Raw genomic sequence first — 26,243 nt, 5'->3', positions numbered from 1 at the left:
TCCCCCGACGTCAGGGCGACGCAATCGTTCTCGCCGAATATGATCCAACATTAGCCATATCGCCGTCCTAGTGAGGACGGCGGACGGCCCCGATCGGCCGCGCCGAATCGTCCCGGAGCACCCATTGCTGTGAAATCGCCTCTCGCCGCCGCGCTGGTCCTCGCCCTTCTCGCCGCTTCCGGCGCTCAGGCCGTGGAGCCGAAGAAAAAGCCGCATCCGGCGCCGGCCGCCAAGGCTCAGGCGGGAAAGCCCGCGGCCAAGGGCAAGCCGGCCGCCGACGCCAAAGCGAAGACGAAGCCCGACGATTCCAAAACCGCGCAGGCCAAGCCGGGCGACCCGAAAGCCGCCGACCCCAAAGCTGCTCCCCCCGCCGCCAAGCCGCCAGCCCCCGCTGTTCCGGACGCCGCCAAAGCGGCCGCGGGCGCCGCCGCCGTGGGCGGAGCCGCCGCCGCCGCCGTCGCGGTCGCCGCCCAGCCCCAGGCGCCGCTCACCCGCGACGAGGCCATCAAGCGCGCCGAGGCCTCGCTCAACGCCTCACCCGTCATGACCGCCGATTTCGTGCAGATCGGCGGCGACGGCCGCAGGGCCGAGGGCAAGCTCTATGTCCATAAGGTCGGGCGCATGCGTTTCGAATATGCGCAGCCGGCGACGATGGAGGTCGTCTCCGACGGCACGCAGGTCGCCGTGCGCGACCGCAAGCTCAATACGCAGGACCTCTATTTCATCAATCAGACGCCGCTGAAATTCCTGCTCAACGAGAAGATCGATCTCGAGAAGGACGTGAAGCTCGTCGATGTCGTCATCGACGACGCCGGCGTGTCCATTTCGATAGAGGATAAGGCGACGTTCGGCGGCACCTCGAAGATCAAGCTGATCTTCGAGTCCAAGACGTTCACGCTGAAGCAATGGCAGGTCTCCGATCCGCAGGGCTATGAGACGCTGGTGTCGCTGTTCAACGTCGACCGCAGCCGCTCGCCGGACCCCAATCTGTTCAAGATCGACAAGGGATCGCTGCTCGATTTCCATTAGAGCGCTTTCCGATCGAACGGAATCGTTCGATCGATCAGAATTCGCTCCAACGAAAGAAAGCGAGAGCGCCATCCGATCCAGATCGGATGGCGCTTAGAGTCGACGGCGCGTCGCGCCGTCGATCAGCAGGACCTCGCCGTCGCGCAACGCCTCATAAGGCAGGCCCTTCGCCTCCAGGAAGGCGATTTGCGCCGCGACCGCGCCCGGCTGCCAATGATCCGCGTCGAAATGCACGACGAGCGCATGACCGAGCAGGCCGAGCCCTTCCCATAGGATTTCGCGCGCATAGCCGGCCGGGGCGCTATGCGGATCATCAGCGGCCTCGAGGCCCGCGAGACTCTCCGCGACCACCACCGCCCCGGCGCTGAAGCCGCCATAGACGAAGGCGTCGCGCGCCAGCGCCTCTTTCGCGAGCCGGTCGAAGCCGCTCTGCCGCATCGCGCGGCGCAGGATGAAGACATTGCCGCCGCTCACCCAGACGAGATCGAGCGTCGCGAGCCGGGCGGCGAGAGCCTCGGCCTCGCCGAAATAATCGCGCAAGTCGAGCTCTTCCGCCGCATAGCCCAGCCGGCTCAATTTCTCGATCTGATCGGTCAGCCAATCGGCGCGGGCGCGGGGGCGGTCGTCGAGCGGATTGACGACGACCGCGGCGCGACGCCCGCCGCGCGTCAGCGCGACGAGCGCCTCGGCGTGATCGCCGAGATCGAAAGAGGAGAGATAGAGCCGCACGCCGGCGCGGATCAGGCGGCTTTCAGCGTCGCCATATCGATGACGAAGCGATATTTCACATCGCTTTTCACCATGCGGGCGTAGGCCGTCTCGATCTCCTGCATGGCGATCGTCTCTATGTCGGCGACGATGCCCTTCTCGGCGCAGAAGTCGAGCATCTCCTGCGTCTCCTTGATGCCGCCGATCAGCGAGCCGGCGATCTGCCGCCGCCGGAAGATGAGTCCGCCCGCCGACGGCGAGGGATGCGGCGTCTCCGGCACGCCGACCAGCGTCAGCACGCCGTCGCGCTTCAACAGATTCGTGTAGGCGTCGAGATCATGGGAGACGGCGACCGTGTCGAGGATGAAATCGAGGCTTCCCGCGCGCGCCGCCATGGCTTGCGTGTCTTTCGAGACGACGACCTCATCGGCGCCGAGCGCCAGAGCGGCCTCGCGCTTCGACGGCGAGGTGGTGAAGGCGACGACATGCGCGCCGAGCGCATGGGCGAGCTTCACGCCCATATGGCCGAGCCCGCCAATGCCGACGATCCCGACTGTCTTGCCCGGCCCGACGCCCCAATGCTTCAGCGGCGACCAGGTGGTGATGCCGGCGCAGAGCAGCGGCGCCACGGCGGCGAGCTGCGCTTCCGGATGGCGCACCGAGAGCACGAAATGCTCGTCGACGACGACGGCCGCCGAATAGCCGCCATAGGTGTTCTCGCCGGAGCCGTCGAGCGGGCCATTGTAGGTGGCGGTGAAGCCATGCTCGCAATATTGCTCGAGCCCATCGTCGCAGGAGATGCAGCGGCCGCAGCTGTCGACCATGCAGCCGACGGCGGCGATGTCTCCCACTTTGAACCGTGTCGCCTCCGCGCCGACGGCGGTCACGCGGCCGACGATCTCATGGCCCGGCACGCAGGGGTAGCGCGTGCCCGGCCATTCGCTGCGCGCGGTGTGGAGATCGGAATGGCAGACGCCGCAAAAGAGAATGTCGATCGCGACATCCTTCGGTCCCGGCGCGCGGCGCTCGATGGAGAAGGGCGCAAAAGGCGTGGTCGCGGATTGGACCGCATAGGCCTTGGTGGGCATGGGGGGCCTCGGGATTTTCGAAGGGGGGCTCGCCTCGGGCGGAGGCGGTTTCCAATAGCATGTTTCGGCGATCGGGTCGCGCCGGGTCGCGCTCGAATTGACGTGTGTCGCGTTACAAGTTACAAATTTTCATGATCGCAAGCTTTCGACACTGAAGAAGGCAGCGGCGATGATGAAAAATCCTGCCCATCCCGGTGGGCTCATCCGAGACAATATAGAGGATCTGGGCTTGAGCGTCGCCGAGGCGGCGAAGGGGCTCGGCGTGACGCGTCAGCAGCTCTATCGCCTCATCAGCGGCCGGCACGGCGTTACTCCCGAAATGGCGCTGCGGCTCGAGCAGGCTTTCGGCGGATCGGCCGACGCCTGGATGCGAATGCAGATCGCCTATGATCTGGCGCGGGCGCGGGCGCAGGCGAGCGTTTCCATTGCGCGACTCGCGCCGAAGGTGGCGTGACCTCGCCCACGGATCTCACCCCCACAACTCCCTCTCCGGCGGAAACACCAGCGACCCCTCATAGCGCAGCCCTGGCTCGCGATCCTTCGCCAGCAGCAGCGGCCCGTCGAGATCGACGAATTCCGCCCCTTGCGCGACGATCAGCGCCGGCGCCATGGCGAGCGAGGTGCCGACCATGCAGCCGGCCATGATCGAGAAGCCCAGACGCCGCGCCTCGGCGGCGAGCGCCAGCGCCTCGGTGAGGCCGCCGGCCTTGTCCAGCTTCACATTCACCGCATCATAGCGCCCGACCAGCGTCGCAAGTCCGACGCGGTCATGGACGCTCTCATCGGCGCAGATCGGCACGGGATGGGGCAGGTGCGCCAGCGCCGCATCCGCGCCGGCCGGCAGAGGCTGCTCGATCAGCCGCACCCGGGCGCGGGCGCAGGCCTCGCTATTGGCGATGAAGGCCGCCTCGGTCCAAGCCTCGTTGGCGTCCACCACCAGCTCGGCCTCGGGCGCACCGGCGCGCACGGCATTGATGCGCTCGGCGTCGCCTTCGCCGGCGAGCTTCACCTTCAGCAGCGGGCGATGCGCGGCCTTGGCCGCCGCCTCGCGCATCTCCTGCGGCGTCCCGACGGAAATCGTATAGGCCGTGACCAGCGGCTCCATCCGTTCGAGCCCGGCGAGTCGATAGGCCGGAACGCCGGTGCGCTTCGCCTCCAAATCCCAGAGCGCGCAATCGGCGGCGTTGCGAGCCGCGCCCGGCGGCAGCAGGGCGGCCAGCGCCGCGCGGTCGGCGCCGGCCTCGAGCAGTGCGCGCAGGCTCTCCAACTGATCGACGACGCTTTCCACGCTCTCGCCATAACGGGCGTAGGGCACGCATTCGCCGCGCCCCAGGGCGTCGCCGTCGCGCAAAGTCGCCGTCACGACGACGGCCTCGGTCTTGGCGCCGCGCGAGATGACGAAGCGCCCGGCGATGGGGAAGCGTTCGACGGAGACGGTCAGTTGGACGCTCATTCGGATTTTTCCAGTTGAAACAAATAGCCGCCCGCGGCTCCCGGCCACGGTCATGCTCGACTTCGGCTGCGCCGGAAGTTAAGACGCTGCGGGGCGCGGAGAAAGGGAGCCGCCGGCCCATAGGGCCGAAAATAGGCATGGCCACGGATCTCGACCATACGGCCCGCCTCTCGTCGCGGCGAGAGGGAGAGACCGCCGTCTTCGCGCTCGGCGGCGAATGGCTGCTCGCCGATTCGCAGGCCCTGGAGCGCGACGCCGCCGGCATGGCCGCTTCCGCCCACGGCGCCGCCCGCGCCATCGTCGATCTCGCGCGCATCGCCCGGCTGGACACCGCCGGCGCCTGGATCATCGGCCGGGCGCTGGACGAGCTCGCCCAGGCGGGCGTCGCCGTCTGCGTGGAGGGGGCGCGGCCGGAACATGCCGTGCTGCTGCGCGAGACGCGGTTTCGCCGCTTCGAGACGCCGGCGCGATGCCGCCGCCTGCTGGTCGTCGATATTCTCGCCGATCTCGGCCGCTCCGTCGTCTCGGCGGCCCAGGACGCCTATAATGGGATCGGCTTTCTCGGCGAATTCGTCGTCGCCGCCGGCGTCTCCGTCCTGGCGGTGGGGCGCTTTCGCTTCACCTCGCTGGTCTATCATATCGAGAGCTTCGGCTTCCGCAGCCTGCCGATCATCGCGCTGATCAATCTGCTGGTCGGCGCCATTGTCGCGCAGCAGGGCATTTTCCAGCTCCGCCGCTTCGGCGCGGGCGCCTATGCGGTCGATCTCATCGGCATATTGGTGCTGCGCGAGCTCGGCGTGCTGCTCACCTCCATCATGATCGCCGGCCGCTCGGGCTCCGCCATCACCGCCGAGCTGGGCTCGATGAAGATGCGCGAGGAGGTCGACGCGCTGCGCGTGATGGGCCTCTCGCCGATCGAGGCGCTGGTCACGCCGCGCATATTGGCGCTGGTGCTGTCGCTGCCGCTGCTCACCTTCGTCGCCGATATGTCGGCGCTGTTCGGCGGCCTGCTCGTGTGCTGGGTCTATGAGGGCATCAGCCCGGCCGCCTATCTCTCGCTGCTGCAGGGGGCGATCGGCCGCAACACTTTCTTCGTCGGCCTCATCAAGGCGCCATTCATGGCGCTGATCATCGGCATGGTCGCCGCCATGGAGGGCATGGCGACCAGGGGGTCGGCCGAATCGCTCGGGCGTCACGTCACCGCCTCGGTGGTGAAGGCGATCTTCATGGTCATCGTCGTCGACGGCTTCTTCGCCATCTTCTTCGCCTCGATCAAATATTAGCGCGCGATGACCGATCTCTCCTCGCAAACGATCGAAAAACCGGAGCCGAGCGCGGCGCGCGAGACGGTGATCCGCGTGCGCGATCTTTTCGTCGGCTTCGGCCAGACTTTGGTCATGCGCGGCCTCGATCTCGATGTCTATCGCGGCGAGGTCTTGGGCTTCGTCGGCGGCTCGGGGCAGGGCAAATCGGTGCTGATGCGCACCATTCTCGGCCTCGTCGACAAGCGCTCCGGCCTCATCGAGCTGTTCGGGCAGGACCGCGATCGGATGTCGTCGGCGGAGCGCCGCCGCGTCGAGCGCCGCTGGGGCGTGCTGTTTCAGAATGGGGCGTTGTTTTCCAGCCTCACCGTGCGGCAGAATATTCAAATGCCGATGCGCGAGAGCCGGCAGGTGTCGGCGCGGCTGATGGACGAGCTGGCGATGCTGAAGCTCGAGCTGGTCGGGCTACCGGCGAGCGCGGCGGACAAATTTCCGGCTGAATTGTCGGGCGGCATGATCAAGCGCGCGGCGCTCGCCCGGGCGCTGGCCCTCGATCCGGAGCTCGTCTTCCTCGACGAGCCGACCTCCGGGCTCGATCCGATCGGCGCGGCCGAATTCGACGAGCTGATCGCAACGCTGCAGCACACGCTGGGATTGACCGTCTTCATGGTCACGCATGACCTCGACAGCCTCTATTCCATCTGCGACCGCGTCGCGGCGCTGGCTGAGGGCAAGGTGATCGCCGCCGGGCCGATGGAGGAGATGCTCGCCTTCGATCACCCCTGGCTGAAGGCCTATTTCCACGGCGTGCGCGGCTCGCGCCTCGCCGGAGCGCTGGACGAGCGCAAATCGAAAGATCTGCGAGCGAAAGATCTGCTAGCGCAAGATCTTCGAGCGCAAGATATGCGAGGACGAGAGTAGCCCAATGGAAACCCGCGCCAATTTCGCGCTCATCGGCGCTTTCGCCCTCGCCGTGGTGTTCGCGGCCTTCGGCTTCGTCTTCTGGTTCTCGGGGGCGAGCCAGACGGCGCAATACAAGACGTTCGAGCTGCATTTCAGCGGCTCGGTCAGCGGCCTGCTGCGCGGAAACGACGTGCGCTTCAACGGCCTCAAGGTCGGCGAGGTGACGCAGCTCGCCATCTCCGATCAGGACCCGAGCCGAGTCGACGTGCTCATCAGCATCGACCGCAAGACGCCGGTCAAGACCAATACGCGCGCCCGCCTGGAGCAGACCGGCTTCACCGGCGTCGCCTATGTGTCGCTGACCGGCGGCACGCCCGGCGCCGAGGATTTGCGCGCCAAGCCGGGCGAGACCTATCCGATCATCGAGGCGGAGCGCTCCGAATTCCAGAATATTCTGGAGAATGTGCAGAAGCTCTCGTCGACCGCCACCGAGGTTCTCGACAAGGTGGGCAGATTGCTCGACGCCAATTCGCAGACCATCTCGGACACGCTGAAGAACACCGAGAAATTCACCAAGGCGCTGGCCGATAATTCCGGCGGCATCGACTCCTTCATCCACGATATGTCGGAGATCAGCGCCTCGATGAAGCCGCTGCCGGCGCGCATCGACAAATTGCTCGCGGCGATCGATCCCAAGAAGCTGAATAGCATAGCGACCGACATCGCCGGCGCCTCGGCCAATCTCAAGAGCTTCTCCGGCAGTGGGCTGAAGCAATATGAGCAGCTCGCCGTAGACGCGCGCAAGACGCTGGACACGGTCGAGCGCGCGGTGCGCTCGCTGGAGAAGAATCCGCAGCAGGTGATCTTCGGCGCGAGCCCGGGTCTACCCGAATATCGCGGCAAGTGAAGGGCGTCGCTCTTTGATGTCGCGCCGCCTTCGAGTAGTCTTCGGAATCATTGCCGACAGCGGCGCGGCGTCGCGCGCGGTCGGCGGGAAGGATCGATTCATGGCGCCGTCGCGAGCGTCGCTCTCACTCATTCTGCTCGCCGCTCTGGGGCTGCCCGCTTGCCTGGGGCTGTCCGCTTGCGGCGGCGCGCCGCAGCGCGAGAGCTTCGATCTCGGCGGTCCGGGCGGGGCGGCGCGGACGCTCGCGCGGCCCTTGCGCGGCACGCTCGCCGTCGCCGAGCCGCTGGCGGTGCAGCCCATCGACTCCGACCGCATCGTCGTGCGCACCGGGCCGAACGAGGTGGCCAATCTCGCCGAGGCGCAATGGGTGGATCGGCTGCCGCGGCTCGTGCAGGCCCGGCTCATCGCCGCCTTCGACATCGGCCGGGCGACCGGCTCCGTCGTGCGCGCTGGAATGATCGCCGATCGCGTTCTGGCGACGGAGATCCGTCGTTTCGAGATCGATGTGACCAGCGGCGAGGCGATCGTCGAGATCGCCGCCAAAATGCTGGATGCGCGCGGCGCGCCGGTCGGCCATGGCCGCGTCTTCTCGGGCCGCGCGCCGGCGCCGCATTCCACCGGCGCGGCGGCGACGCAGGCGCTGGACGAAGCGCTGACCGCGACCGTCGGCCAGATCGTGCGCTGGACCGCGGCGCAAGTCTGAAATCGGCCGTCCGACATCACCGCGTCGCAGGCTCGAGGAAAGACTAGCGCGCCCGCTCCGCCGATGATAACTGATCGCGCGAGAGGACGAGCGTCGGGCCGAAGCTTCGGGCGAAGGACTTCGGCGGCCCGCCGATTTTTGCGCCCGCGGCAGGCGCGCCGACACGTCAACGGAAGAGACGAGCACCATGGTGAAGACCAGCCTCTACGACCAAGCGACCCGCTACGGCGCCGAGCCCGGCGGCGGGGCTCCGACCAAGGCGAAGATCACTTTCGTCGACTCGCATGGTCAGGCCCGCACGGTCGAGGGCGAGACGGGCTCCACCGTCATGGAGACGGCGCGTCGCAACGACATACCGGAAATTCCGGCCGAATGCGGCGGCGCCTGCGCCTGCGCCACCTGCCATGTCTATGTGGACGAGGCCTGGGTGGAGAAGGTCGGCAAGCCCTCGCAGATGGAAGAGGACATGCTGGACTTCGCCTTCGACGTGAAGCCCAATTCGCGGCTGAGCTGCCAGATCACCGTGCGGCCGGAGCTCGACGGCCTGGTGGTGACGACGCCGTCGCAGCAGGGCTGAGCGCTCCGCTCCGGACGCCGATTTTTCGGACGACCCGAACGCCGCGGAAACGCGGCGTTTTTTTTCGCATCGGCGAGCCGATTCTCGTGCGCGGCCGGGCGCAACGCCGGAAGACATTACGACTTGAAGACATTTGCATGGCGGCGCGGATGCTAATAGACCAGAGCCGTGACGGATCGGGCGTCGACCGGGGCTTGCGCCTCGGCCGCGCCCGTTTCGACGGCGGCGGCCATGGTCGATCGAGACGGGCGGCGCCTCGGGTGTGGTCCCGAGCGCGCCCCGGCGCATTTTCGGTCCGATGAAGCCGCCTCGCCCCTCGCAAATTTCGTTTTGGACGCGGCGAAGGACAAGAAAATGAGTGAGACAATCGAAACCGACGCGCTGATCGTCGGGGCCGGCCCGGCCGGTCTGTTCGCGGTTTTCGAATTGGGGCTTTTGGATATTCGGGCTCATGTCATCGACATTCTGCCGCGCGCCGGCGGACAATGCTCGGAGCTCTATCCGGAAAAGCCGATCTACGACATTCCGGGCCATCCGCTCGTCACCGGCCAGGGCCTCACCGACAATCTGCTCGAGCAGATCAAGCCCTTCAATCCGACCTTCCATTTCAATGAAATGGTCGAGCAGCTCGTCCCCACCGGCACGCCCGAGTCTCCCTCCTTCGAGGTGACGACCGACGCCGGCACGAAATTCAAGACCAAGGTCGTCTTCGTCGCTGCGGGCGGCGGCTCGTTCCAGCCCAAGAAGCCGCCGATCGCCGGCATCGACGCCTATGAGAGCAAATCCGTCTTCTATGCGGTGCGCCGCATGGAGGATTTCCGCGATCGCGACGTCGTCATCGTCGGCGGCGGCGATTCCGCGCTCGATTGGACGCTCAATCTGCAGCCGATCGCCAGGAGCCTGACGCTGGTCCATCGCCGCGACCAGTTCCGCGCCGCGCCGCACTCGGTCAATGCGTTGCAGGAGCACATCGCCGCCAAGAGGGTCGACTTCCGCCTCGGCCAGATCACGGCGATCGAGGGCGCCGACGGCGAGCTCTCCTCGGTGACGATCCGCGGCAACGACAATGTCGACACGGTCGTCTCGGCGCATCGTCTCATGCCGTTTTTCGGCCTGACGATGAAGCTCGGCCCGGTCGCGGATTGGGGTCTCAACCTGCACGAGAATCTCGTTCCCGTGGACACGGAGAAATTCGAGACCAATCACCCGGGCATTTTCGCCATCGGCGACATCAACACCTATCCGGGCAAGCTGAAGCTCATTCTCTGCGGCTTCCACGAGGCCTCGCTGGCCGCGCAAAAGGCGCATCGCTACATCTATCCGGACAAGAAGCTGCTGTTCCAATACACGACGTCTTCGACCAATCTGCAGAAGAAGCTCGGCGTCTGATCGCCGAGCCGCTCGTCGATCGCGGAGGAGGGTGGCCATGTCTTCGCAAGACCAGTCGCAACGCTGGAATACCGTCGACGCCTATCTCGCGGATCGCCTGATCGGCGCGGATGCGGAGCTCGACTCCGCCCTCGCCTTCAACGCCGCCGCCGGGCTGCCGGCGATCGACGTCTCGCCGCCGCAGGGCAAGCTGCTGCATCTTCTCGCGCGCTCGATCGGCGCCAGGCGCATTCTCGAGGTGGGCGCGCTCGGCGGCTACAGCACCATATGGCTGGCGCGCGCGCTGCCGGAGGGCGGTCGTCTCGTGACGCTCGAGCTCGAGCAGAAGCACGCCGATGTCGCCGCCGCCAATCTCGCCCGCGCGGGGCTCGCCGAGCGCGTCGACATTCGTGTCGGCCCTGCGCTGGACACGCTGCCGAAGCTCGAGACGGAAGCGGCGGGGCCTTTCGATCTCGCCTTTATCGACGCGGACAAGCCCAATAACGCCAATTATTTCGCCTGGGCGCTGAAGCTCGCGCGGCCGGGGAGCCTCATCATCGTCGACAATGTCGTGCGGGATGGCTCCGTGCTCGCGGGGACAGACGCCCACGCCGTCGGCGCCCGCGCGCTATTCGACGCTCTCGCCGCGGAGCCGCGCGTGACGGCCACCGCCATTCAGACGGTCGGCTCCAAGGGCTGGGACGGTTTCGCGATCGCGCTCGTGAACGGGTGACGCGTCAGGGCGCTCGCTCGCGTCTCGCGCGGCGTTGCTCTGCGTCGGCGCCCGCCATCGCGCGACAGGCGGGCCGCAGAGGTCGACGCGCAGAAAGGTCCCGTCCGGACAATTCTGAAGAAATGCGGCCGGCAATCTCGCGCGCGCCGCAGTCCAGCGCCGCGGGCCTTCCTCGAGCGTGTGGAAACCGCTCGCGTCGAGCCGCGGATCGGCGAGATCGATTCGCCGATTCTCGCCGAAACCGTCGCAGAGCGTCAGAGCCGATATGCAGACGCCGAGCTCGCGCTCATCGCTCTGGCCCGCATCCGCCGGCCGGGCGATCGGCGACGCGAGCCGCACCTCCTGCGCGCCGGCGGGAATCTCGAAGCGGCAGGCCAGCCCGCGAATGACAGGCTCGATCCGCGCGCCGTCGACGATGAGATGCAGCTCGAGCGGCGGCTTTTCGTCGAGCGTCCAGCCGAGCGCTTTCGCCCGCAAGCGAAGCTGCGTCCGCAGAGCCTCGACGAGCGGGCCGCCGGCGTGGAAGGGGCGGCAGAAATCCGCATGGCTGCGGGTCGCCGGATCGACGGCCGGGCGGGCGCCGATCGAGACGACGTCATTCTCGACGAAGAAGGCGCGATTGCCGGTGTCGATATAGCTTTCCGAGGGCTGGTTCTCGGCGAGGAGAATGTCGTGCTCGTCGAGCTCGACATGCCAATAGGTCACGCGTTCGGCGTCGAGCTTCCGGATCGTCGCGCCATTGACGAGCGCGCCGGCGGGAATGAGCACCTCTCCCAGTATGTCGAAGCAGAGGGCGTGGTCATGGGAGACATGGAGGTCCCGAGCCGGTCGGTCGGGCCCCAAGGCATGGGCGGCGATGCGGACCGGCCGGATTTTGGCGGGGGCGTCCGCGCAATCGACCTCGCTGTGGCCGAGCCAGCGGATGGGCTTGTGCGCGCCGGAGGCGGTGACGACGAGATCGCCGACGACGAGCGCCTCGACCGGGACATCGCCGCGCGCTGTGCGAATGCGCGTGCCGGCGCAATAGCAGGCGACCACGGACGTGACCGGCAAGCTAGCGTTCGCAGCGTAGTAATTGCTGGAAGTTGCTCCCGTGTCGAAAGTGCGGCCATTGGCGGACTGGTAGATGACGCGACCGAGCGCGGTCGGGTTCTGGCCCGTAAAATACATGACGAAATTATAGTCGGAACCAAGGTTCGTCATGCCGACATTGTAGGTCCCGTCTTCATTGTCGCCGAAAGTGGCGATGTTCCCGCCGCTGCCGCCGACAGCGCTCAGAGCGTCCACGCCGTTGATGGTCAGCGACGACGCCGCCACCTTGCCGGCTGTGAAGTCGATCGTGAATTGGCCCGAAACGGTGTCGGTATTTCCAGCGTTGGAGCCGGTCCCGGGAATAGTCAGATTGGTAAAGGAGATCGTATACGTCGCCATGGCCGACAATCCGCGTCGAAATAAAATTATTATTTCAACGCTAGATTGCGGGACTGTGCTTGTCAACGCTCGGCAGCGCGGCGCTGGTCGCGGCGTTAGGGCTCTTCGGCGCCACGCCTTTGCGGTCGGAGATCGGAATTCATCTCCACCAGCCGATAGCGCTATCCGATTCAATTAGATCGGATAGCGCTCCGGGGGGCTGCGGCGGCCCGCGTCCGTCGGGTCGCCGAGCGAGCGCTCGGTCTGCTCGATCAGGCGTCGGCGAGCGCCCGGTCGCGCGCGGCGGCGCCCTTCTGGACCGGCTCGCCGGCGACGTCGTAGAAGGAGGCGTCGATCTGCCGGCCGCGCTCGTCATAGCTCCAGGCGATGCGGGCGACGCCGAGGCCCTTGCGCAGGGTCGGCTTGCCGTCGGCGTTGAAATAGGCCTCCTCGACCTTGTTGCCGCGCTCGTCATAGTGACGGGCGACGCGCGCCGCGCCTGTGCTCTTGCGCTTCACAGGGCGGCCGTCGGCGCCGAAATACGTCTCCAGCACCTCGATCCGGCGGCGCGTCGGCGCATTGGATTGGTCCTGACTGGGCGCAGCCGCGGTTCGCACGGCGCGCCGGCCTTCTCGGGGGGAAGCATCATAATCCATTGTTTTGTCTCGGTCTCTCGAGCGAATATTCGGATCGATCCTCCGCCGCGCGGCGCGCGTCTGCGGGGTCGAGCACGGTTTCGCTTTTGTCTTCTGGGGAAATGCGCCTTCCGCTCCCGAAGGCGGGAGCACGAAGACGCGCCAGTTAGCGCAGCCTCGGCTGCGGTCAGACGGAGAGGACCGGCGGAGCGCGCGCTCCGACGGGAAGCTGGGCGAGACGCTTGTGGCCGCCGGATTCGCGCAGCGGCGCGAGAACGCCGATCTCGGGCGAGCGCGGCGCGTCGAGCTCCGCGAAATCGCCGAGGACGCCGCCGTCGAGCCCCGTGCAATGCTGGAGGCAGCAGGCGTCCATCCGATGGGCGGGGGCGCGCGGCCCTTGCGAGCCCTCGTCGACGGTCGTCGCTTTGGCGCTGAGGCAGATCGCGCTATTGACGTTCTGTCCGGCGCGCGCGCCGACGACGAGGCCTGCGGCCAGTCCCTGCAGCACGAGCAGATAGGCGACGAGCAGCGTCGCCGCCGTCTGTCCATACTGCCGAGTTTTGTCGCTCTGCTGGGTCACGATCGGACCAAGATAGGCGGCCCGGCCGGCATGGTCAATGGAGCCGTCCCGGCCAATTCCTGGAGTTTGCTGAAAATGCGACGACTTCCGCCGGAAAAATGCAGCGGCCCGATCGGCGGCGGCGGGCAAATCTGGAATTGCGGAGCGGCGGCGACTGTTCTATTCCTACTTATAGGAATGAGGTCCGCCAATGGCTGAAATCCTGACGCATGCGCAGATCTGGGCGGCTCTCGACGCGCTCGGCGAGCGCTATGGCCTCACCGCGTCCGGCCTCGCCCGCAAGGCCGGGCTGGACCCGACCACATTCAACCGCTCCAAGCGGCAGACCGCCGATGGGCGGCTGCGCTGGCCCTCGACCGAATCGATCGCCAAGGTTCTGCAGGCGACGGGGGCGAGCCTGGACGAATTCATGAATCTGGTCATGGCCAAGGGGCAGCGGCCGGCGCGCAGCGCGCGTCCGCTCATCGGCCTCGCCCAGGCCGGGGTCGGCGGTTTCTTCGACGACGCCGGCTTCGCCACCGGCGCGGGCTGGGACGAGATCGACGTCTTCGCCGACGCCGACGAGCACTCTTATGCGCTCGAGATTTCCGGCGACTCCATGGCCCCGCTCTATCGTGACGGCGACATCGTCATCGTCTCGCCGGCCGCCCCGGTGCGCCGCGGCGACCGCGTGGTGGTGAAGACGACGGCCGGCGAGGTCCTCGCCAAGGAGCTGAAGCGCCAGACCGCCCGCATGATCGAGCTGAAGTCCTTCAACCCCGCCTATCCGGATCGCGTCGTGCCCCGGGAGGAGGTAAGCTGGATCGCGCGCATTCTGTGGGCGACCCAGTGAGCCGCCGGCGGCGTCATGTTCCGTCGACGTCGAGACGCTAGATTGCCGTCCGACGATCGACCTTTTCACGAAGAGGAGCGCGAATGTCTCTCGCCAAACGCAACGCCGTCGTCACCGGCTCCACCAGCGGCATCGGCCTCGCCGTCGCCCGCGCCCTCGCCAAGGAGGGCGCCAATGTCGTCATCAACGGCTTCGGAGAGGCCGCCGACATAGAAAAGGAGCGCGCCGCCATAGAGAAAGAGTTCGGCGTCACCGTCATCTACGACGGCGCCGACATGACCAAGCCCGAAGAGATCGCCGCGATGATCCACAATGCGGAGGAGACGCTCGGCTCGGTCGATATTCTCGTCAACAACGCCGGCATACAATTCGTCTCGCCGATCGAGGATTTCCCGATCGAGAAGTGGAATCAGATCATCGCCATCGATCTCTCCTCGGCCTTCCACACGATTCGCGCCGCGACGCCCGGAATGAAGAAGCGGCGCTGGGGCCGCATCGTCAACACCGCCTCGGCCCATTCGCTGGTCGCCTCGCCGTTCAAGGCCGCCTATGTCGCCGCCAAGCACGGCATCGCCGGGCTCAACAAGGTGGTGGCTCTGGAGCTGGCGACGTTCGGCGTCACCGCCAATTGCATCTCGCCCGGCTATGTCTGGACCCCGCTCGTCGAGAAGCAGATCCCGGACACGATGAAGGCCCGCAATCTCACCCGCGAGCAGGTCATCAATGACGTCCTTCTACAGGCGCAGCCGACCAAGGAGTTCGTGACCGTCGATCAGATCGCCGCGCTGGTCCTGTTCCTGTGCTCGGACGCCGCGGCGCAGATCACCGGCTCCAACATTTCCATCGACGGCGGCTGGACGGCCGGATGACGATCCCGAAGAAGAAGGTCACTCTGGCCTTGCAGGGTGGGGGCGCTCACGGCGCCTTCACCTGGGGCGTGCTCGACGCCTTTCTCGAGGACGGGCGGCTCGACGTCGTCGGCGTCAGCGGCGCGAGCGCCGGCGCGATGAACGCCGTCGTCTATGCCGATGGATTGCGCGAGGGCGGCCCGGCGCGCGCCCGCGCGCAGCTGCAGGAGTTCTGGCGCACGATCAGCGTCGATGGCGAGCTGAGCAAGGCGCAGCGCGATCTCTGCGACATGGTGTTCGGCTTCTGGGACCCGCTGAAGCTGCGCAAGGCGCTCACGCAGAATGCGGCGAGCTACTTCTCGCCCTACGACTTCAACCCGCTCGATATCAATCCGCTGCGCGATCTCATCGCCGGCCTCATCGATTTTGCGGCGCTGCGCGCCACCGACGATCTGAAGCTGTTCATCTCGGCGACCAATGTGCGCACCGGCAAGGTGCGCATTTTTCGCCGGCCGGAGCTGACCATCGACATGCTGATGGCCTCCGCCTGCCTGCCCACTGTGTTCCAGGCGGTGGAGGTGGAGGGCGAGGCCTATTGGGACGGCGGCTATATGGGCAATCCGGCGCTGTTCCCGCTCTACACCGAGACCGATTGCCGCGACATCGTGCTGGTGCAGATCAATCCGGTGGAGCGTGACGAGGTCCCGCGGACCTCGCATGACATCATGGACCGGCTGAACGAGATCACCTTCAACGCCTCGTTGCTGCACGAGTTCCGCGCCATCGACTTCGTCGCGCGCCTCATCGACGCCGGGCGGTTGGAGGGCACGCACTATAAGAAGGTGCTGCTGCATCTCGTCGAGGGCGGCGCGGCGATGAAGCGCTTCGGCGCCGACACCAAGCTCGACGCCGATTATGATTTCCTGCGGTCGCTGTTCGATATCGGACGGGACGCCGGCAAGGCGTTTCTCGACGAGCATTATGATGCGATCGGCGTCGCCGGAACGCTGCAATTGAAGGAGCAGCTCGTCTGAGCGCAGCGCCGCGGGGCGCTTTTCCCCAGGAGAATCGCCTTTGTCGCGTCGCGGCGCGCTGCGACAGCGGCAAAGATCGGCCACAATTCTCTCTATCTCTGAGTGGCGTGGCATGGAAAGCCGCGTGGAATTTCACGCCGACAGGGGTGTTTCGCGAATATTCGTGAAGGCCGCGATCGGCGAAAATCGCGAAAGATGGCGTCGGGCGTCGCGGGATTTGGACCGACGCGGCCGACGCAATCGGAGGACTGGAAGATGAACGCACCCGCCGACAAGAAGCTCATCGCGGAGTTCGAGGAGTTCAAGGAGCTGTTGCGTCACACCGGTCCGCAGCAGGAAGGTGACGATTCTCACGCCCGGCTGGATCACGCCGTCGAGCCGCCATCGACGGCGGAGCCGGAGGCCGTGCTGGCCCCGAACGAGGTCGATCGGAAGCTGCGCGCCCGCAGGCCGAAGGTCGCGCCCGGTCAAGAGCAGGGCCTAGAGCGCGGCACAGTGCGCCGACGCGGGCGCGGATGGCTGATCGCGGCCGCGGTCGTCATTCTGGTGGTCGGCGCGGGAGCGGTGGCGAGCATGTTCCTGCCGGGCGATGAGGAGGAGGAGCCCGTCGCCTCGGCGACGCAGCGCGAATCCATCGATCCCGCCGAGCCTGCTTCGAACGCCGCCGCCGTCGACAATGCCGGAGCCGAAGGCGACGCCATGGCCGCCGAATCGGCGCCCGCCGCCGCCGAGCCCGTTTCCGAAGAGCCGCCCGCCGCGGTGGTCAGCGAGCCCGCGCCGCCGTCGGCTCGGGCGCTGCCGGATGGCGCGCTGAGTCCGCCAGGCGCCGACGCCGTTCCGCTCACGGCGCCCACGGCCGCTCCCATTCGCATCATTCCGCAGCCGAAGGCGCCGTCGCCGCCGGTCGAGCCCGTCGCCGCGGAGCCCGCTCCGGCGCCCGAGCCAGTGGTCGCCGCGCCCGCGCCTCCGCCGGTCGTGAAGGCGCCGCACGCCGCTACCGCCAAACCGCCGCTGGAGAAGGCGCATGCGGCGCCGCCGGCCAAGCCTGTGGCGCCGCCGCCGGCCAAGCCCGTTGCGCAGCAGCAGGCCAAGCCCGCCAAGCCGAAACCCGTTCCCGCTCCGGCCGCGGCGGCTCCGGTCGCGCCTGCGCCCGCGCCGCTGGCGGAAGCGCCGATTGCGGCTCCGCCGCCGCGCGCGCCCGAGCCGAGTGAGCAGCCCGGCTTCATGCAGCGCGCCGTCGACACGGTCACCGGCGCGGTCGGCGATCTCGGCCGCATGGCGACCGGCGTCATTCCGCGCGATTAGACCCGGCTTTTCCGATCCGATCTGGGCGATCGGGGTGACCCCCGAGTCTTTCGCGTGGAACCCGCCCCGGGGGGAACACGCGTTCGACCGATCGTCCTGGAAAAAGCCGCGCGGCTCAGGCGACGCGGCGATCGACGCGGCGGCGACGCAGCAGCTTCGAGGCGTCGCCTATGGTCATGGCCTTGCCGAAATAGAAGCCCTGGCCGATCTCGCAGCCATTCTCGGCGAGGCGGCGCAGCACCTCCTCGGTCTCGACGCCTTCGGCGACCGTCGTCACGCCGAGATGCTTCAGCAGGCTCAATATGGCGTCGACAATTCTGCCGCTCTCTTCGTCGTGCTGCATGGCGAGCACGAAGGAGCGGTCGATCTTCACCTTGTCGAAATGGAAGGCGCGCAGATGATAGAGGCTCGAATAGCCGGCGCCGAAATCATCGAGCGAGATCCGCACGCCCTCGGCCTGCAGGGCGGCGAGCGTCGCGCGGGCGATGTCGACGTCGTCGATGAGCGCGCTCTCGGTAATCTCGACATCGAGGCGCGACGGCGGGAATTTCTCCTCCTCGAGCGTCGCCAGCAGGCGTGACGCGAGCAGCGGATCCTTGAGCTGCATCGGCGAGACATTGACCGACAGCCGCACCTGCGCGCCCCAATGCAACGACTCGCGGCAGGCGCGACGCACCACCGACCAGGTGAGATCGGCGATGACGCCGATCTGCTCGGCGAGCGGTATGAAGACGTCTGGCGGAATCGATCCGAGCTTGTCGTGCGTCCAGCGCGACAGCACCTCGAAGCCATAGATGCGGCTGTCGCGCAGATCGACGAGCGGCTGATAGAAGGGCCGTATGTCGCCGGCCGCGACGGCTTTCTTCAAGGCCGATTCGAGCGCGGCGCGCCGGCGCAGCTCCTCGTCCATGCTCTGCTCGAAAAAGCGGAACCGGCCGCGGCCGTCGCGCTTGGCGTGATACATTGCGATATCCGCCGCGCGCAGCAGCGTGCCCACGTCGAGACCATTCTCCGGACAGAGCGACACGCCGACGCTGGCGCTGAGCTCGATGCGCCGATCGCCGATCTCGATCGGCTCGGCGATGGCGGCGAGCGCGCGGCCGGCGACGCGCATCGCCTGATCCAAATGGGTCGCGGGAGTCATCTCGATCAATATCGCGAATTCGTCGCCGCCCAGACGCGCGACGATGTCGTTCTTGCGCGAGACCAGACGCAGGCGCCGCGCCACCTCGCAGAGCACGGCGTCGCCGATGCGATGACCCTCGAGATCATTGATCGGCTTGAAGCGGTCGAGATCGACGGAGAGCAGAGCGCAAGCGGCGGCGCCGTCCTCGACGCGCTCGATCGCGGCGTGCAGATCGGCGACCATCATGCGCCGATTGGGCAGGCCGGTGAGCAAATCCTGACGCGCGAGAATCTGCGCATGCTCCTGCGCCGCGCGCGTCGCCTCATGCGCGCGCTCCAGCGCCTGCGCATTGGCGCGGAACACATCGAAGGATTTCGCCATCGCGCCGATTTCGTCGTCGCGTTCGATCTCCGGAACCTCGATATGGCGATTCCCGGCCGCGAGCTGGGCGAGCGCCTCGGTGATCGCCGCGAGCGGCCGCGTGATCTGCTCCTTCACGCGAAACAGCAGCCAGATCGCCAGCGCGATCCCGAGCGATGCGGCGAGCAGTGTGATGTCGATCGCGCCTCTGGTGATGCGCCCGGCCGTTTCGGCCTCCGCGCCCGCCGACCATTTGAGCTCGTCTATGGCGGCGTCGGCCGCGTCGTCGGCGGCTTTGTAGGCCGCGTGCAGAGCGCTGACGCCGCGCGCCGCCCGGATCGACGCGAGATCCGGCTCGCGCTCCATCCATGCGTCATGCGCCGCGAGATAGGCCGCCAGCGCATCGCGGACTTTGGCGAGATCGGGGCGCGGCTCCGCGCCGAACAGCGCGAAATAGTCGCGTTGCAGCTGCTCGATGACGAGACGATTGGTCGCGGCGCGCTGCTCCGCCGCGATCCGATCTTCGTCGGTGTCCGCCAGCGCGCGATAGGTCTCGGCGATCCTGAACTCGGAAATTCGGTCCGATAATTCGCCGAGAAGGCGCGTGCCTTCGATCCATTTCGTCGCGAGCGCATCGGTCTTCGCGTCGACCGAACGCAGGCTCTGCATGGATAAAACCGCGAGTCCGAGCACGATCGCGAGGAATGCGCCGATAAACAGCGCCAGCTGCGCTTGCAGCGAGAAGCGAAAGCTCGTCATTGAGCGCGCCCGAAGCGGTGATCATGTCTCATCGTCTACGATAATTGTAATTTGATCGGCGTCTGTCCAGTTGCGCCGGACGCTATCGCAGGCGCCGAATCGACGCGGTCGCGCGATCAGGACGCCGCGCTTCCGTCTTCCGGCGCAAGCGCGGCGGCGGGATAGGCGCGCCGCGCTTTCGCCTGCGTCAGATAAAATCGCTCGCCTTCGCGATAGGCCGCGTTTCCGCTCACCACCTCGAACTCGCAGAAAGCGCGGGCCTCCGCCGGCGCGGCCAGCAGCCGCACGCAGCGCGGCAGCAGCGCGAAGCCCGCGCCATCGTCCTTCTCGAATATCGTCAGCGGTTCCATCGGCAGCGGCTCCATGCCGTTTCGCTTTATGCCCGTTTCGCTTTCTCGAGCTTCGTCACAGCGACGGATATGGCGCGCTCCTGCGGAACGATCCAATTGTCATTTGCGATTCGATGATGCATTTCTCGCATCATGGAGCTGCAATGGGTCGACGATTTCCTGGCGCTCTGCCAGACGCGCAACTTCACGCGGGCGGCGGAGGCGCGCGGCACGACGCAATCCGCCTATAGCCGCCGCATGCAGCGGCTGGAGGAATGGCTCGGCGCGCCGCTGTTCGATCGCGAGCGTCGTCCGGTGACGCTGACGCCGGCGGGCGAGGAGTTTCTCGCGCGCGCGCATCGCCTGCGCGACGAAATCTATGACGCGCGCCGCGCCGTGCTCTGCGTGTCGAGCCATTTGGAGAAGGCGCTGCGCATCTATGCGACCAACACGCTGGCCGCGACCTTTCTGTCGCCATGGTTGATGAAGCGTGAATTGCGCAATTACTCCGTCGTCGTCGCCTCCGTCTCCGGCTGCATAGAGGCGGTCAAGCGCGGCCATGCCGATCTGGCGATGGTTCCCGATTTCGGCGACGCCGACAATCTCGCCGGGCTCGAGCGCGAGGCGATCGGCGAGGATCGGCTGATCCTCGTGCAGCGCCGTGGCGCGGAGGACGTCGTCACGCTGGATGGCGGCGCGCTGAGCGGACGGCTGATGGTCTATGCGCCGGGCACGCATTATGGCGCGCGCATCGCCGCAATGCTCGCCGCGCATGATGTGCGCATGCGCGGGCGGCCGGTCTGCGAGAGCGCCTCGGCCGAGGCGCTGCTGGCGCAGGTCGAGGCCGGGCTCGGCGCCGCCTGGATTCCGGCGATTCTCTTGCGCGGCGAGACCGTCGCGCGCTGCGCGGCTCCCGACTATTTCGACATCCCGTACAAGATTCTTCTGGCGCGCGCGCCGAAAGGGAAGGGCGCGTGAGCGCTGCTATTTCTCGTCCAGATAGTCGAGCACGACCTCGCCCAGCGCGAGCGTGAGATCGGCGACGAAATGCGTCGCCGAAATAATTTCGCGCACCGGCAGGCGGGCGACGTCGCAGGCGACATGGGGATGCAGCGCGAGCGCCGCCGGCGAGGCCCAGGCGCCTTTCACGACGACATCCGTCATATGGTAGCGCACGAGCTCCAGCACGCGCGGCGAGCCGTCGACATGGGGGATGATCTTCAAAAGGAAATTCGGCTGCTGGATTGCCTCGGCGACGGGCGCCGTCTCCAATATGCGATGCTTGTAGCCGACCGAAGCCTCGACGCAGAGCGCCGGGCCGTAGCGCAGCGTGCAGAGAATGACGTCGCCGTCATGCTCGATCTTGGGCGAGGCGAGCTTCTTGGGAAAGCCCCACAGCTCGCGCCCGCCGGCGATGGGCGCGTCATCGTCGAGATACATGGCGTGGACGTAAGCGCCCTTCTGCCCGTTGAAGCGCACCGGGATCACCTGGCCGCTCTCGGTATAGTCGCCGAAGCCGGTGGAATCCGGCATGCGGATGAATTCATATTTGACGATCGGCTCGTCGATCTCGAGCGGCTCCGGAACCACGGCGCGGAGCGCGTCGATATCGGTGCGATAGGTGATGACGATGAATTCGCGATCGTAGAAACGATAGGGCCCGCGCGGATAGGCGGGATTGGTGAGCGGCATCGCAAAGGCCGTCCTGCGCACCTCGTCGATCTTCATCTTCGCGGGCTCCCTTTTCTATTCCAATGGAACGAACAAATAGCGCGGCTTCATGACGATCCGACGCCTACCCTCCCATTCAGGGGAGGGTCGCGCCATAGGTGCGGTGTGGGGTTCTCGCGATAGAGACTCGGGGATCACCCCACCCCGTCCTGCTTTGCAGGCCGACCCTCCCCCTGGAGGGGAGGGTGTTGCGCGCTCACTTGCCCGTCACTTGCCCGCGAGCTGTGGAAGATTTGCGAAAAAGTCGAGCGCTTCGGGATTGGACAATGCGCCGATATTCTTCACCGGACGTCCATGCACGATCTCCTTCACCGCGAGCTCGACCAGCTTGCCGGAGCGCGTATGCGGCAGATCGGGCGCCGCGACGATGATCGAGGGCACATGGCGCGGCGAGGCCTTCTCGAACAGCTCGCGCTTTATGCGGGCGGCGAGCGTATCGTCCAGCTCTGCGCCGTCGCGCGTCTTCACGAACAGCACGATGCGCGTCGTGCCTTCCCACTCCTGATCGATGGCGAGAGATTCGAGAATCTCCGGCAGGCGCTCGACGATATTGTAGATGTCCGCCGTGCCGATGCGCACGCCCTGCGGATTGAGCGTGGCGTCCGAGCGCCCGTGGATGAGGAAGCCCTCATGCTCCGTCTGCGTGGCGAAATCGCCATGACGCCAGATTCCCGGATGTTCGGCGAAATAGGCCTTGCGATATTTCTCGCCGTCGGCGTCGTTCCAGAAATAGATCGGCATCGAAGGAAAGGGCTGCGTGCAGACCAGCTCGCCCTCATGGCCGGTGACGCGCTTGCCCTCATCGTCCCAGACCTGCACCGCCATGCCGAGTCCCGCGCATTGAATCTCGCCGCGGTAGACGGGGCTCCACGGATTGCCGCCGACGAAGCAGGAGACGATGTCGGTGCCGCCGCTGATCGAGGCGAGCTGCACATCCGCTTTGAAATCGCGATAGACATAATCGAAGCTGTCCGGCAGCAGCGGCGAGCCGGTGGAGGCGATCGTCCGCACGGCGGAGAGATCATGGCTCTTGCGCGGCGTCAGCCCTTGCTTCTCGATCTGCTTCAGATAGCCGGCCGAGGTGCCGAAGAAGGTCGCCTTCTCCTTGGCGGCGAAATCGAGCAGGATCGCGCCATCCTTGCCGGCGTTGAAGAAGCCGTCATAGAGCAGCAGCGTCGCCTCGCTGGCGAGGCCGCTCGCCAGCCAGTTCCACATCATCCAGCCGGTGGAGGTCGCGTAGAAGAAGCGGTCGCCGGGCTTTATGTCGCTTTGCAGGCGATGCTCCTTCAAATGCTGCAGCAGCGTGCCGCCGGCGCCATGCACGATGCATTTGGGCGCGCCCGTCGTGCCGGAGGAGAACATGATGTAGAGCGGATGGTCGAAGGGCAGGCGCTCATAGCGCAGCGCCGCGCCCTCATGCGCCGCGATCGCCTCCGGCCAGAGCAGCGCATCGGCGAGTCCGTCGAGCGAGGGCGACGCGTTCGTATAGGGGACGAGCAGGATTTTCTGCACGCTCGGCAGCTTGCCGGCGATCTCGCGAATATTGTCGGCGCGGTCGAGCGTCTTGCCCTTGTAGAAATAGCCGTCCACCGCGATGAGAATGCGCGGCGCGATCTGGCCGAAGCGATCGAGCACGCTCTGCACGCCGAACTCCGGCGCGCAGGAGGACCAGACGGCGCCGAGCGAGGCGGCCGCCAGCATGCCGATGATCGCCTCCGGCCCATTGTGGATATAGGCGGCGATGCGGTCGCCGGGCTCGACGCCCTGCGCGCGGAAGAAGGCGGCGAGCGCGCCGGCCTGCCGCTCGATCTCGCCGAAGGAGAGCCGCCGCTCGACCTTGTCCTCGCCCCAGAAGACGATCGCCTCGGTCTCGGCCGGGCGTGGGCGCAGCAGATTCTCGGCGAAATTCAGCCGCGCGTCCGGGAACCAGCGCGCGCCGGGCATTTTGTCGGCGTCGATGAGAATGCGCTCGCCCTTTTCGCCGATGACGCCGCAAAAATCCCAGACGGACGACCAGAATTGCGGCGAATCCGAAAGGCTCCAGCGAAACAGCCCGTCATAGTCGAAGCGCTCGGCGAAGGGCTTGGTCGCCTCGAGGGATTGCGCGAAGCGGGTGAGAATGGCGTTTTTCCGGCGATCGAGGTCGGGCGTCCAGATCGGCATCGACTTGTCCTTGCGGCGCGGCGTTGGGCTCGCCAACTCATAGAATCTCCGAAATCCGCGCGATAGGGGCTCGGCCCGCGTATTTTGGGACCGGGGCCAGCCGGGCGACAAGCTCTGGTTTCGGGCTCGGCGCCGCTATGTTGGGCGCCGCGGCGGCTCGTTCGGCATTTATTCATCTTGGCCGCGGCATTGTTCGGGCGCGTCGCCCCGACGCCTCTCACTCAGAGGACAGATCATGACCAAAAAGCTGATCGCGACCTTGGCTCTCGGCCTCGCCGTCGCCCTGGCTCCGCTGGCCGCCTCGGCCCATCCCCGTCCCCACCGGCATCACCATCATCACCATCACCACCATCATCATCATCATCACCATTGACGATGGGCGACGCCGGGCGGCGCATATTTTCGCGCCGCTCGGTGTCGGCGTTTATCGCGCGGCCGCGTCGGCGCGCAGTTTTGCGCGCAATCGGACGGCGCGCTCGAGGGTGTGGCGCGCATTTTCATAATGGAAGGGCGAAACCCCTTTTATCGTCCCGTCGAGCGTCTGTCGAAACACGGCGATGGCCTCCTCGACATGCGAGGTTTTTTTCTCCCTCGCTCCGAGCCCGAGAAGCGTGACGCCGAGATTGTTCCGCGTTATCACCCATTCGACCGGCGCGCTTTCTCGGCTGAAAATACGCAACGCTTCGCGATAGGCGCCGACCGCCTCCGCGAGCCGTTGCGTCCCCTTTTTCTCGCGCTCCGCGAGAATGCCGAGCGCATTGCCGAAATTGCTCTGCGCCATGGCCCAGGCGCGCGGATTCGCGTCACGCGATTGGTCGTGCAGCGCCTCTCGAAAGGTCGTGATCGACTCCTCGAGTCGTCGCGTTTCGCGCTCTCTCGCGCCGAGATCCATGAGCGTGACCCCGAGATCGTTTTGCAGATCGACCCATTCGCGCGGCTGTCGCTCGCGCATTCGCTCTTTCGATGCTTCGCGATAGGCGGCGACCGCCGCCTCCAGGTTCCGCTTGCCCTGCTCGCGTTTCCCGCGTTCGCGGAGCGAATTGGCCATGTTGTGTTGCGTGCCGGCCCAATCCAATGGCGTGCATTCGCGCTTGTAGACCGTCAGCGCCGCGCGATAGGCCGCGATCGCCTCGTCGAAACGCCGCGTTCCTTGCTCCTTCGTTCCGAGCAGCTCGAGCGAGACGCCGAGATTGGTGTGGGTTTTCGCCCAGATGGCGGGCGCCTGCGTCAGCGCTTTTTCCGAGAGCGCGTCGCGAAGCGCTGCTACCGCTTCCTCGCTCGGCCGAGTCACGTTCTGCGCGCGGCCGAGCTGCGCCAGAGCGACGCCGAGCTTGCTCTGCGTGATCGCCCGATCCAGCGGGGCGCGCTCGCGCGTTCGTTCCTTCAGGGACTCGCGATAGGCGGCGGCGGCTTCGGCATAGCGCCGGGGATTTTCGTTCTCGAGATCGCCGAGCCGCACCAGAGCGTCGCCGATTGCGCTCTGCATTTCGGCCCAATAGAGCGGCGCGCGTTGGCGCTGCGCCAGAGGGAGAAGGACGGTCCATTTTTCGGCAGCCGCTTTCAGCGCGGAAGCGTCTTTCCGCTCGGCGCCCTGGCGATACCAGGCCGCTGCTTCCCGAAAGAGATAGAAGACGCGCATCTGCCGCTCGGTGTCGCCGCTCTGCTCGGCCAGGGCGGCGGCGGCGGCGAAATGGTCGGCCGCCTCGAGATTGCGCAGCCGCGTCATCGCGATTTCGCCGCGCAGGGCGCGCGCCGCAGCGGCGCCGGCGGGGGGCATCGTCGGGGCCGGCGCCGCGAATAGCGCGTCCGCGGCGTTCAGATCGCCCGCCTCCGCCAGCGGGGCGGCGCGGCTCTTGCGCGCGGCGAGCGCGGCGTCGTCGCCCTCTTGCGGGAGGAGCCGCTCGCGCAGCGACGCGAATTGCTGCGCGACTTCGGCGAGCCGCACCGAGAGCCGCTCGGTGGGAATATCGGTTTCCGCGAGTATGTCGAGACCTGCGGCCAGCTGTCGGCGATCGAGCCGGAGCTTGCTTTCGAGCGCCGAGAGCAGATGTTTTTGCGCATCGTCGAGCCCGTCCGGCCGATCGCCTCTCGCGGCGAGCAGCGATCGGAGCCTATCGCCGGAGACGAGCGGCGTATCGACGGTTCCACTCGCAGAGGCGGCGGCGCCGCCGCCGATGGCGGTGGCGTCGCAAATCTCCTCGGCGATCACGCGAGGCGGGGCGAGCAGAAGGAGAATGACGAGCAGCGCGCCGATGCGATCGATCGAACGGCTCCGTTCGGTCGGATTGCGCGCCGAGGCGCTGTCGCGGCGGGACGCGGTCGATTTCGAGCGGAGAGGGAAAAGGGAGATCGGGAGAACGCCGCGCATGAAAAAACTCGAAAGCCATTGATACGGAAAGG

Annotated in this window: 26 protein-coding genes; 15 read left to right on the top strand and 11 right to left on the bottom strand. The window is 66.7% G+C overall.

Translation table 11 applies throughout. The annotated features are described in order from the left end of the window. Window positions 1–129: 129 nt before the first annotated feature. Window positions 130–1,029 carry a LolA family protein gene (locus tag VIF40_RS02755; protein WP_331935990.1) on the top strand — a complete coding sequence of 300 codons (900 nt, stop codon included), beginning with the start codon at window positions 130–132 and terminating at the stop codon, window positions 1,027–1,029. A gap of 93 nt (window positions 1,030–1,122) precedes the next feature. Here VIF40_RS02755 and VIF40_RS02750 read toward each other — a convergent pair whose 3' ends face one another. After that, window positions 1,123–1,758 carry a Type 1 glutamine amidotransferase-like domain-containing protein gene (locus VIF40_RS02750; RefSeq protein WP_331935989.1) on the bottom strand — a complete coding sequence of 212 codons (636 nt, stop codon included), beginning with the start codon at window positions 1,756–1,758 and terminating at the stop codon, window positions 1,123–1,125. 11 nt (window positions 1,759–1,769) lie between these two features. Beyond that, window positions 1,770–2,825, bottom strand: coding sequence for an NAD(P)-dependent alcohol dehydrogenase (locus VIF40_RS02745; protein WP_331935988.1), 1,056 nt, complete (start codon window positions 2,823–2,825; stop codon window positions 1,770–1,772). A 169-nt stretch (window positions 2,826–2,994) separates the two neighbouring features. Between VIF40_RS02745 and VIF40_RS02740 the strand changes: the two genes are divergently transcribed. Next, entirely contained in the window at window positions 2,995–3,279 is a 285-nt protein-coding gene (locus VIF40_RS02740; RefSeq protein ID WP_331935987.1) for a HigA family addiction module antitoxin, read from the top strand. A gap of 15 nt (window positions 3,280–3,294) precedes the next feature. Here VIF40_RS02740 and dgcA read toward each other — a convergent pair whose 3' ends face one another. Further along, window positions 3,295–4,278 (bottom strand): N-acetyl-D-Glu racemase DgcA, encoded by a 984-nt coding sequence (dgcA, locus tag VIF40_RS02735; protein WP_331935986.1) that lies wholly within the window; start codon window positions 4,276–4,278, stop codon window positions 3,295–3,297. Window positions 4,279–4,415: 137 nt separating this feature from the next. Between dgcA and VIF40_RS02730 the strand changes: the two genes are divergently transcribed. The 7 genes from VIF40_RS02730 to VIF40_RS02700 all read left to right on the top strand — a co-directional run bounded on the left by VIF40_RS02730 (window position 4,416) and on the right by VIF40_RS02700 (window position 10,731). Beyond that, entirely contained in the window at window positions 4,416–5,561 is a 1,146-nt protein-coding gene (locus VIF40_RS02730; RefSeq protein ID WP_331935985.1) for an ABC transporter permease, read from the top strand. 6 nt (window positions 5,562–5,567) lie between these two features. Further along, window positions 5,568–6,461 carry an ABC transporter ATP-binding protein gene (locus tag VIF40_RS02725; RefSeq protein ID WP_331935984.1) on the top strand — a complete coding sequence of 298 codons (894 nt, stop codon included), beginning with the start codon at window positions 5,568–5,570 and terminating at the stop codon, window positions 6,459–6,461. Window positions 6,462–6,465: 4 nt separating this feature from the next. After that, complete coding sequence (locus tag VIF40_RS02720) at window positions 6,466–7,350, top strand: MlaD family protein (RefSeq protein WP_331935983.1); 885 nt, start codon at window positions 6,466–6,468, stop codon at window positions 7,348–7,350. A 100-nt stretch (window positions 7,351–7,450) separates the two neighbouring features. Further along, window positions 7,451–8,053, top strand: coding sequence for an ABC-type transport auxiliary lipoprotein family protein (locus VIF40_RS02715; RefSeq protein ID WP_331935982.1), 603 nt, complete (start codon window positions 7,451–7,453; stop codon window positions 8,051–8,053). A 187-nt stretch (window positions 8,054–8,240) separates the two neighbouring features. After that, window positions 8,241–8,630 (top strand): 2Fe-2S iron-sulfur cluster-binding protein, encoded by a 390-nt coding sequence (locus VIF40_RS02710; RefSeq protein WP_331935981.1) that lies wholly within the window; start codon window positions 8,241–8,243, stop codon window positions 8,628–8,630. A gap of 354 nt (window positions 8,631–8,984) precedes the next feature. After that, the gene (locus tag VIF40_RS02705) at window positions 8,985–10,019 is read left to right on the top strand and encodes an NAD(P)/FAD-dependent oxidoreductase (protein WP_331935980.1); all 1,035 of its coding nucleotides are present in this window, start codon (window positions 8,985–8,987) and stop codon (window positions 10,017–10,019) included. Between the two features lie 37 nt (window positions 10,020–10,056). Further along, window positions 10,057–10,731 carry an O-methyltransferase gene (locus tag VIF40_RS02700; RefSeq protein WP_331935979.1) on the top strand — a complete coding sequence of 225 codons (675 nt, stop codon included), beginning with the start codon at window positions 10,057–10,059 and terminating at the stop codon, window positions 10,729–10,731. On the opposite strand, the gene VIF40_RS02695 is transcribed toward VIF40_RS02700, so the two are convergent. The 3 genes from VIF40_RS02695 to VIF40_RS02685 form a co-directional block, all read right to left on the bottom strand. Beyond that, a complete protein-coding gene (locus VIF40_RS02695; RefSeq protein WP_331935978.1) occupies window positions 10,627–12,162 on the bottom strand; it encodes a Hint domain-containing protein in 1,536 nt (511 codons plus the stop codon). The genes VIF40_RS02700 and VIF40_RS02695 overlap by 105 nt on opposite strands. 251 nt (window positions 12,163–12,413) lie before the next feature. Continuing rightward, window positions 12,414–12,797 (bottom strand): hypothetical protein, encoded by a 384-nt coding sequence (locus VIF40_RS02690; RefSeq protein WP_331935977.1) that lies wholly within the window; start codon window positions 12,795–12,797, stop codon window positions 12,414–12,416. A gap of 166 nt (window positions 12,798–12,963) precedes the next feature. Further along, on the bottom strand, window positions 12,964–13,356 hold the full coding sequence (locus VIF40_RS02685) for a hypothetical protein (protein WP_331935976.1): 393 nt from the start codon (window positions 13,354–13,356) through the stop codon (window positions 12,964–12,966). 190 nt (window positions 13,357–13,546) lie between these two features. Here VIF40_RS02685 and VIF40_RS02680 point away from each other — a divergent pair, with 190 nt between their 5' ends. From VIF40_RS02680 to VIF40_RS02665, 4 genes are all read left to right on the top strand, one after another. Next, window positions 13,547–14,188, top strand: a complete 642-nt coding sequence (locus VIF40_RS02680) for a helix-turn-helix transcriptional regulator (protein WP_331935975.1) — start codon at window positions 13,547–13,549, stop codon at window positions 14,186–14,188. Between the two features lie 83 nt (window positions 14,189–14,271). Further along, window positions 14,272–15,057 (top strand): 3-hydroxybutyrate dehydrogenase, encoded by a 786-nt coding sequence (locus tag VIF40_RS02675; protein WP_331935974.1) that lies wholly within the window; start codon window positions 14,272–14,274, stop codon window positions 15,055–15,057. Beyond that, complete coding sequence (locus VIF40_RS02670) at window positions 15,054–16,070, top strand: patatin-like phospholipase family protein (protein WP_331935973.1); 1,017 nt, start codon at window positions 15,054–15,056, stop codon at window positions 16,068–16,070. Before VIF40_RS02675 ends, VIF40_RS02670 begins: the two co-directional genes overlap by 4 nt. 255 nt (window positions 16,071–16,325) lie before the next feature. Beyond that, on the top strand, window positions 16,326–17,375 hold the full coding sequence (locus VIF40_RS02665; RefSeq protein ID WP_331935972.1) for a hypothetical protein: 1,050 nt from the start codon (window positions 16,326–16,328) through the stop codon (window positions 17,373–17,375). A 115-nt stretch (window positions 17,376–17,490) separates the two neighbouring features. Here VIF40_RS02665 and VIF40_RS02660 read toward each other — a convergent pair whose 3' ends face one another. Both VIF40_RS02660 and VIF40_RS02655 read right to left on the bottom strand, forming a co-directional pair. Beyond that, complete coding sequence (locus VIF40_RS02660) at window positions 17,491–19,620, bottom strand: putative bifunctional diguanylate cyclase/phosphodiesterase (RefSeq protein WP_331935971.1); 2,130 nt, start codon at window positions 19,618–19,620, stop codon at window positions 17,491–17,493. A gap of 116 nt (window positions 19,621–19,736) precedes the next feature. Beyond that, window positions 19,737–19,970 (bottom strand): hypothetical protein, encoded by a 234-nt coding sequence (locus VIF40_RS02655; protein WP_331935970.1) that lies wholly within the window; start codon window positions 19,968–19,970, stop codon window positions 19,737–19,739. Window positions 19,971–20,102: 132 nt separating this feature from the next. Between VIF40_RS02655 and VIF40_RS02650 the strand changes: the two genes are divergently transcribed. Further along, on the top strand, window positions 20,103–20,927 hold the full coding sequence (locus VIF40_RS02650) for a LysR family transcriptional regulator (protein WP_331935969.1): 825 nt from the start codon (window positions 20,103–20,105) through the stop codon (window positions 20,925–20,927). A 6-nt stretch (window positions 20,928–20,933) separates the two neighbouring features. Here VIF40_RS02650 and VIF40_RS02645 read toward each other — a convergent pair whose 3' ends face one another. Next, the gene (locus VIF40_RS02645; RefSeq protein ID WP_331935968.1) at window positions 20,934–21,677 is read right to left on the bottom strand and encodes an acetoacetate decarboxylase; all 744 of its coding nucleotides are present in this window, start codon (window positions 21,675–21,677) and stop codon (window positions 20,934–20,936) included. A gap of 210 nt (window positions 21,678–21,887) precedes the next feature. Further along, entirely contained in the window at window positions 21,888–23,843 is a 1,956-nt protein-coding gene (locus tag VIF40_RS02640) for an acetoacetate--CoA ligase (RefSeq protein WP_331935967.1), read from the bottom strand. A gap of 235 nt (window positions 23,844–24,078) precedes the next feature. Between VIF40_RS02640 and VIF40_RS02635 the strand changes: the two genes are divergently transcribed. Beyond that, on the top strand, window positions 24,079–24,216 hold the full coding sequence (locus VIF40_RS02635) for a hypothetical protein (protein WP_331935966.1): 138 nt from the start codon (window positions 24,079–24,081) through the stop codon (window positions 24,214–24,216). Between the two features lie 51 nt (window positions 24,217–24,267). Here the strand turns inward: VIF40_RS02635 and VIF40_RS02630 are convergent, their stop codons facing one another. Next, on the bottom strand, window positions 24,268–26,211 hold the full coding sequence (locus VIF40_RS02630) for a hypothetical protein (protein WP_331935965.1): 1,944 nt from the start codon (window positions 26,209–26,211) through the stop codon (window positions 24,268–24,270). Window positions 26,212–26,243: the final 32 nt, after the last annotated feature.

The sequence above is a fragment of the Methylosinus sp. genome, from assembly GCF_036560965.1.
GTDB lineage: Bacteria > Pseudomonadota > Alphaproteobacteria > Rhizobiales > Beijerinckiaceae > Methylosinus.
This window is presented reverse-complemented; position numbering and strand designations above follow the sequence as displayed.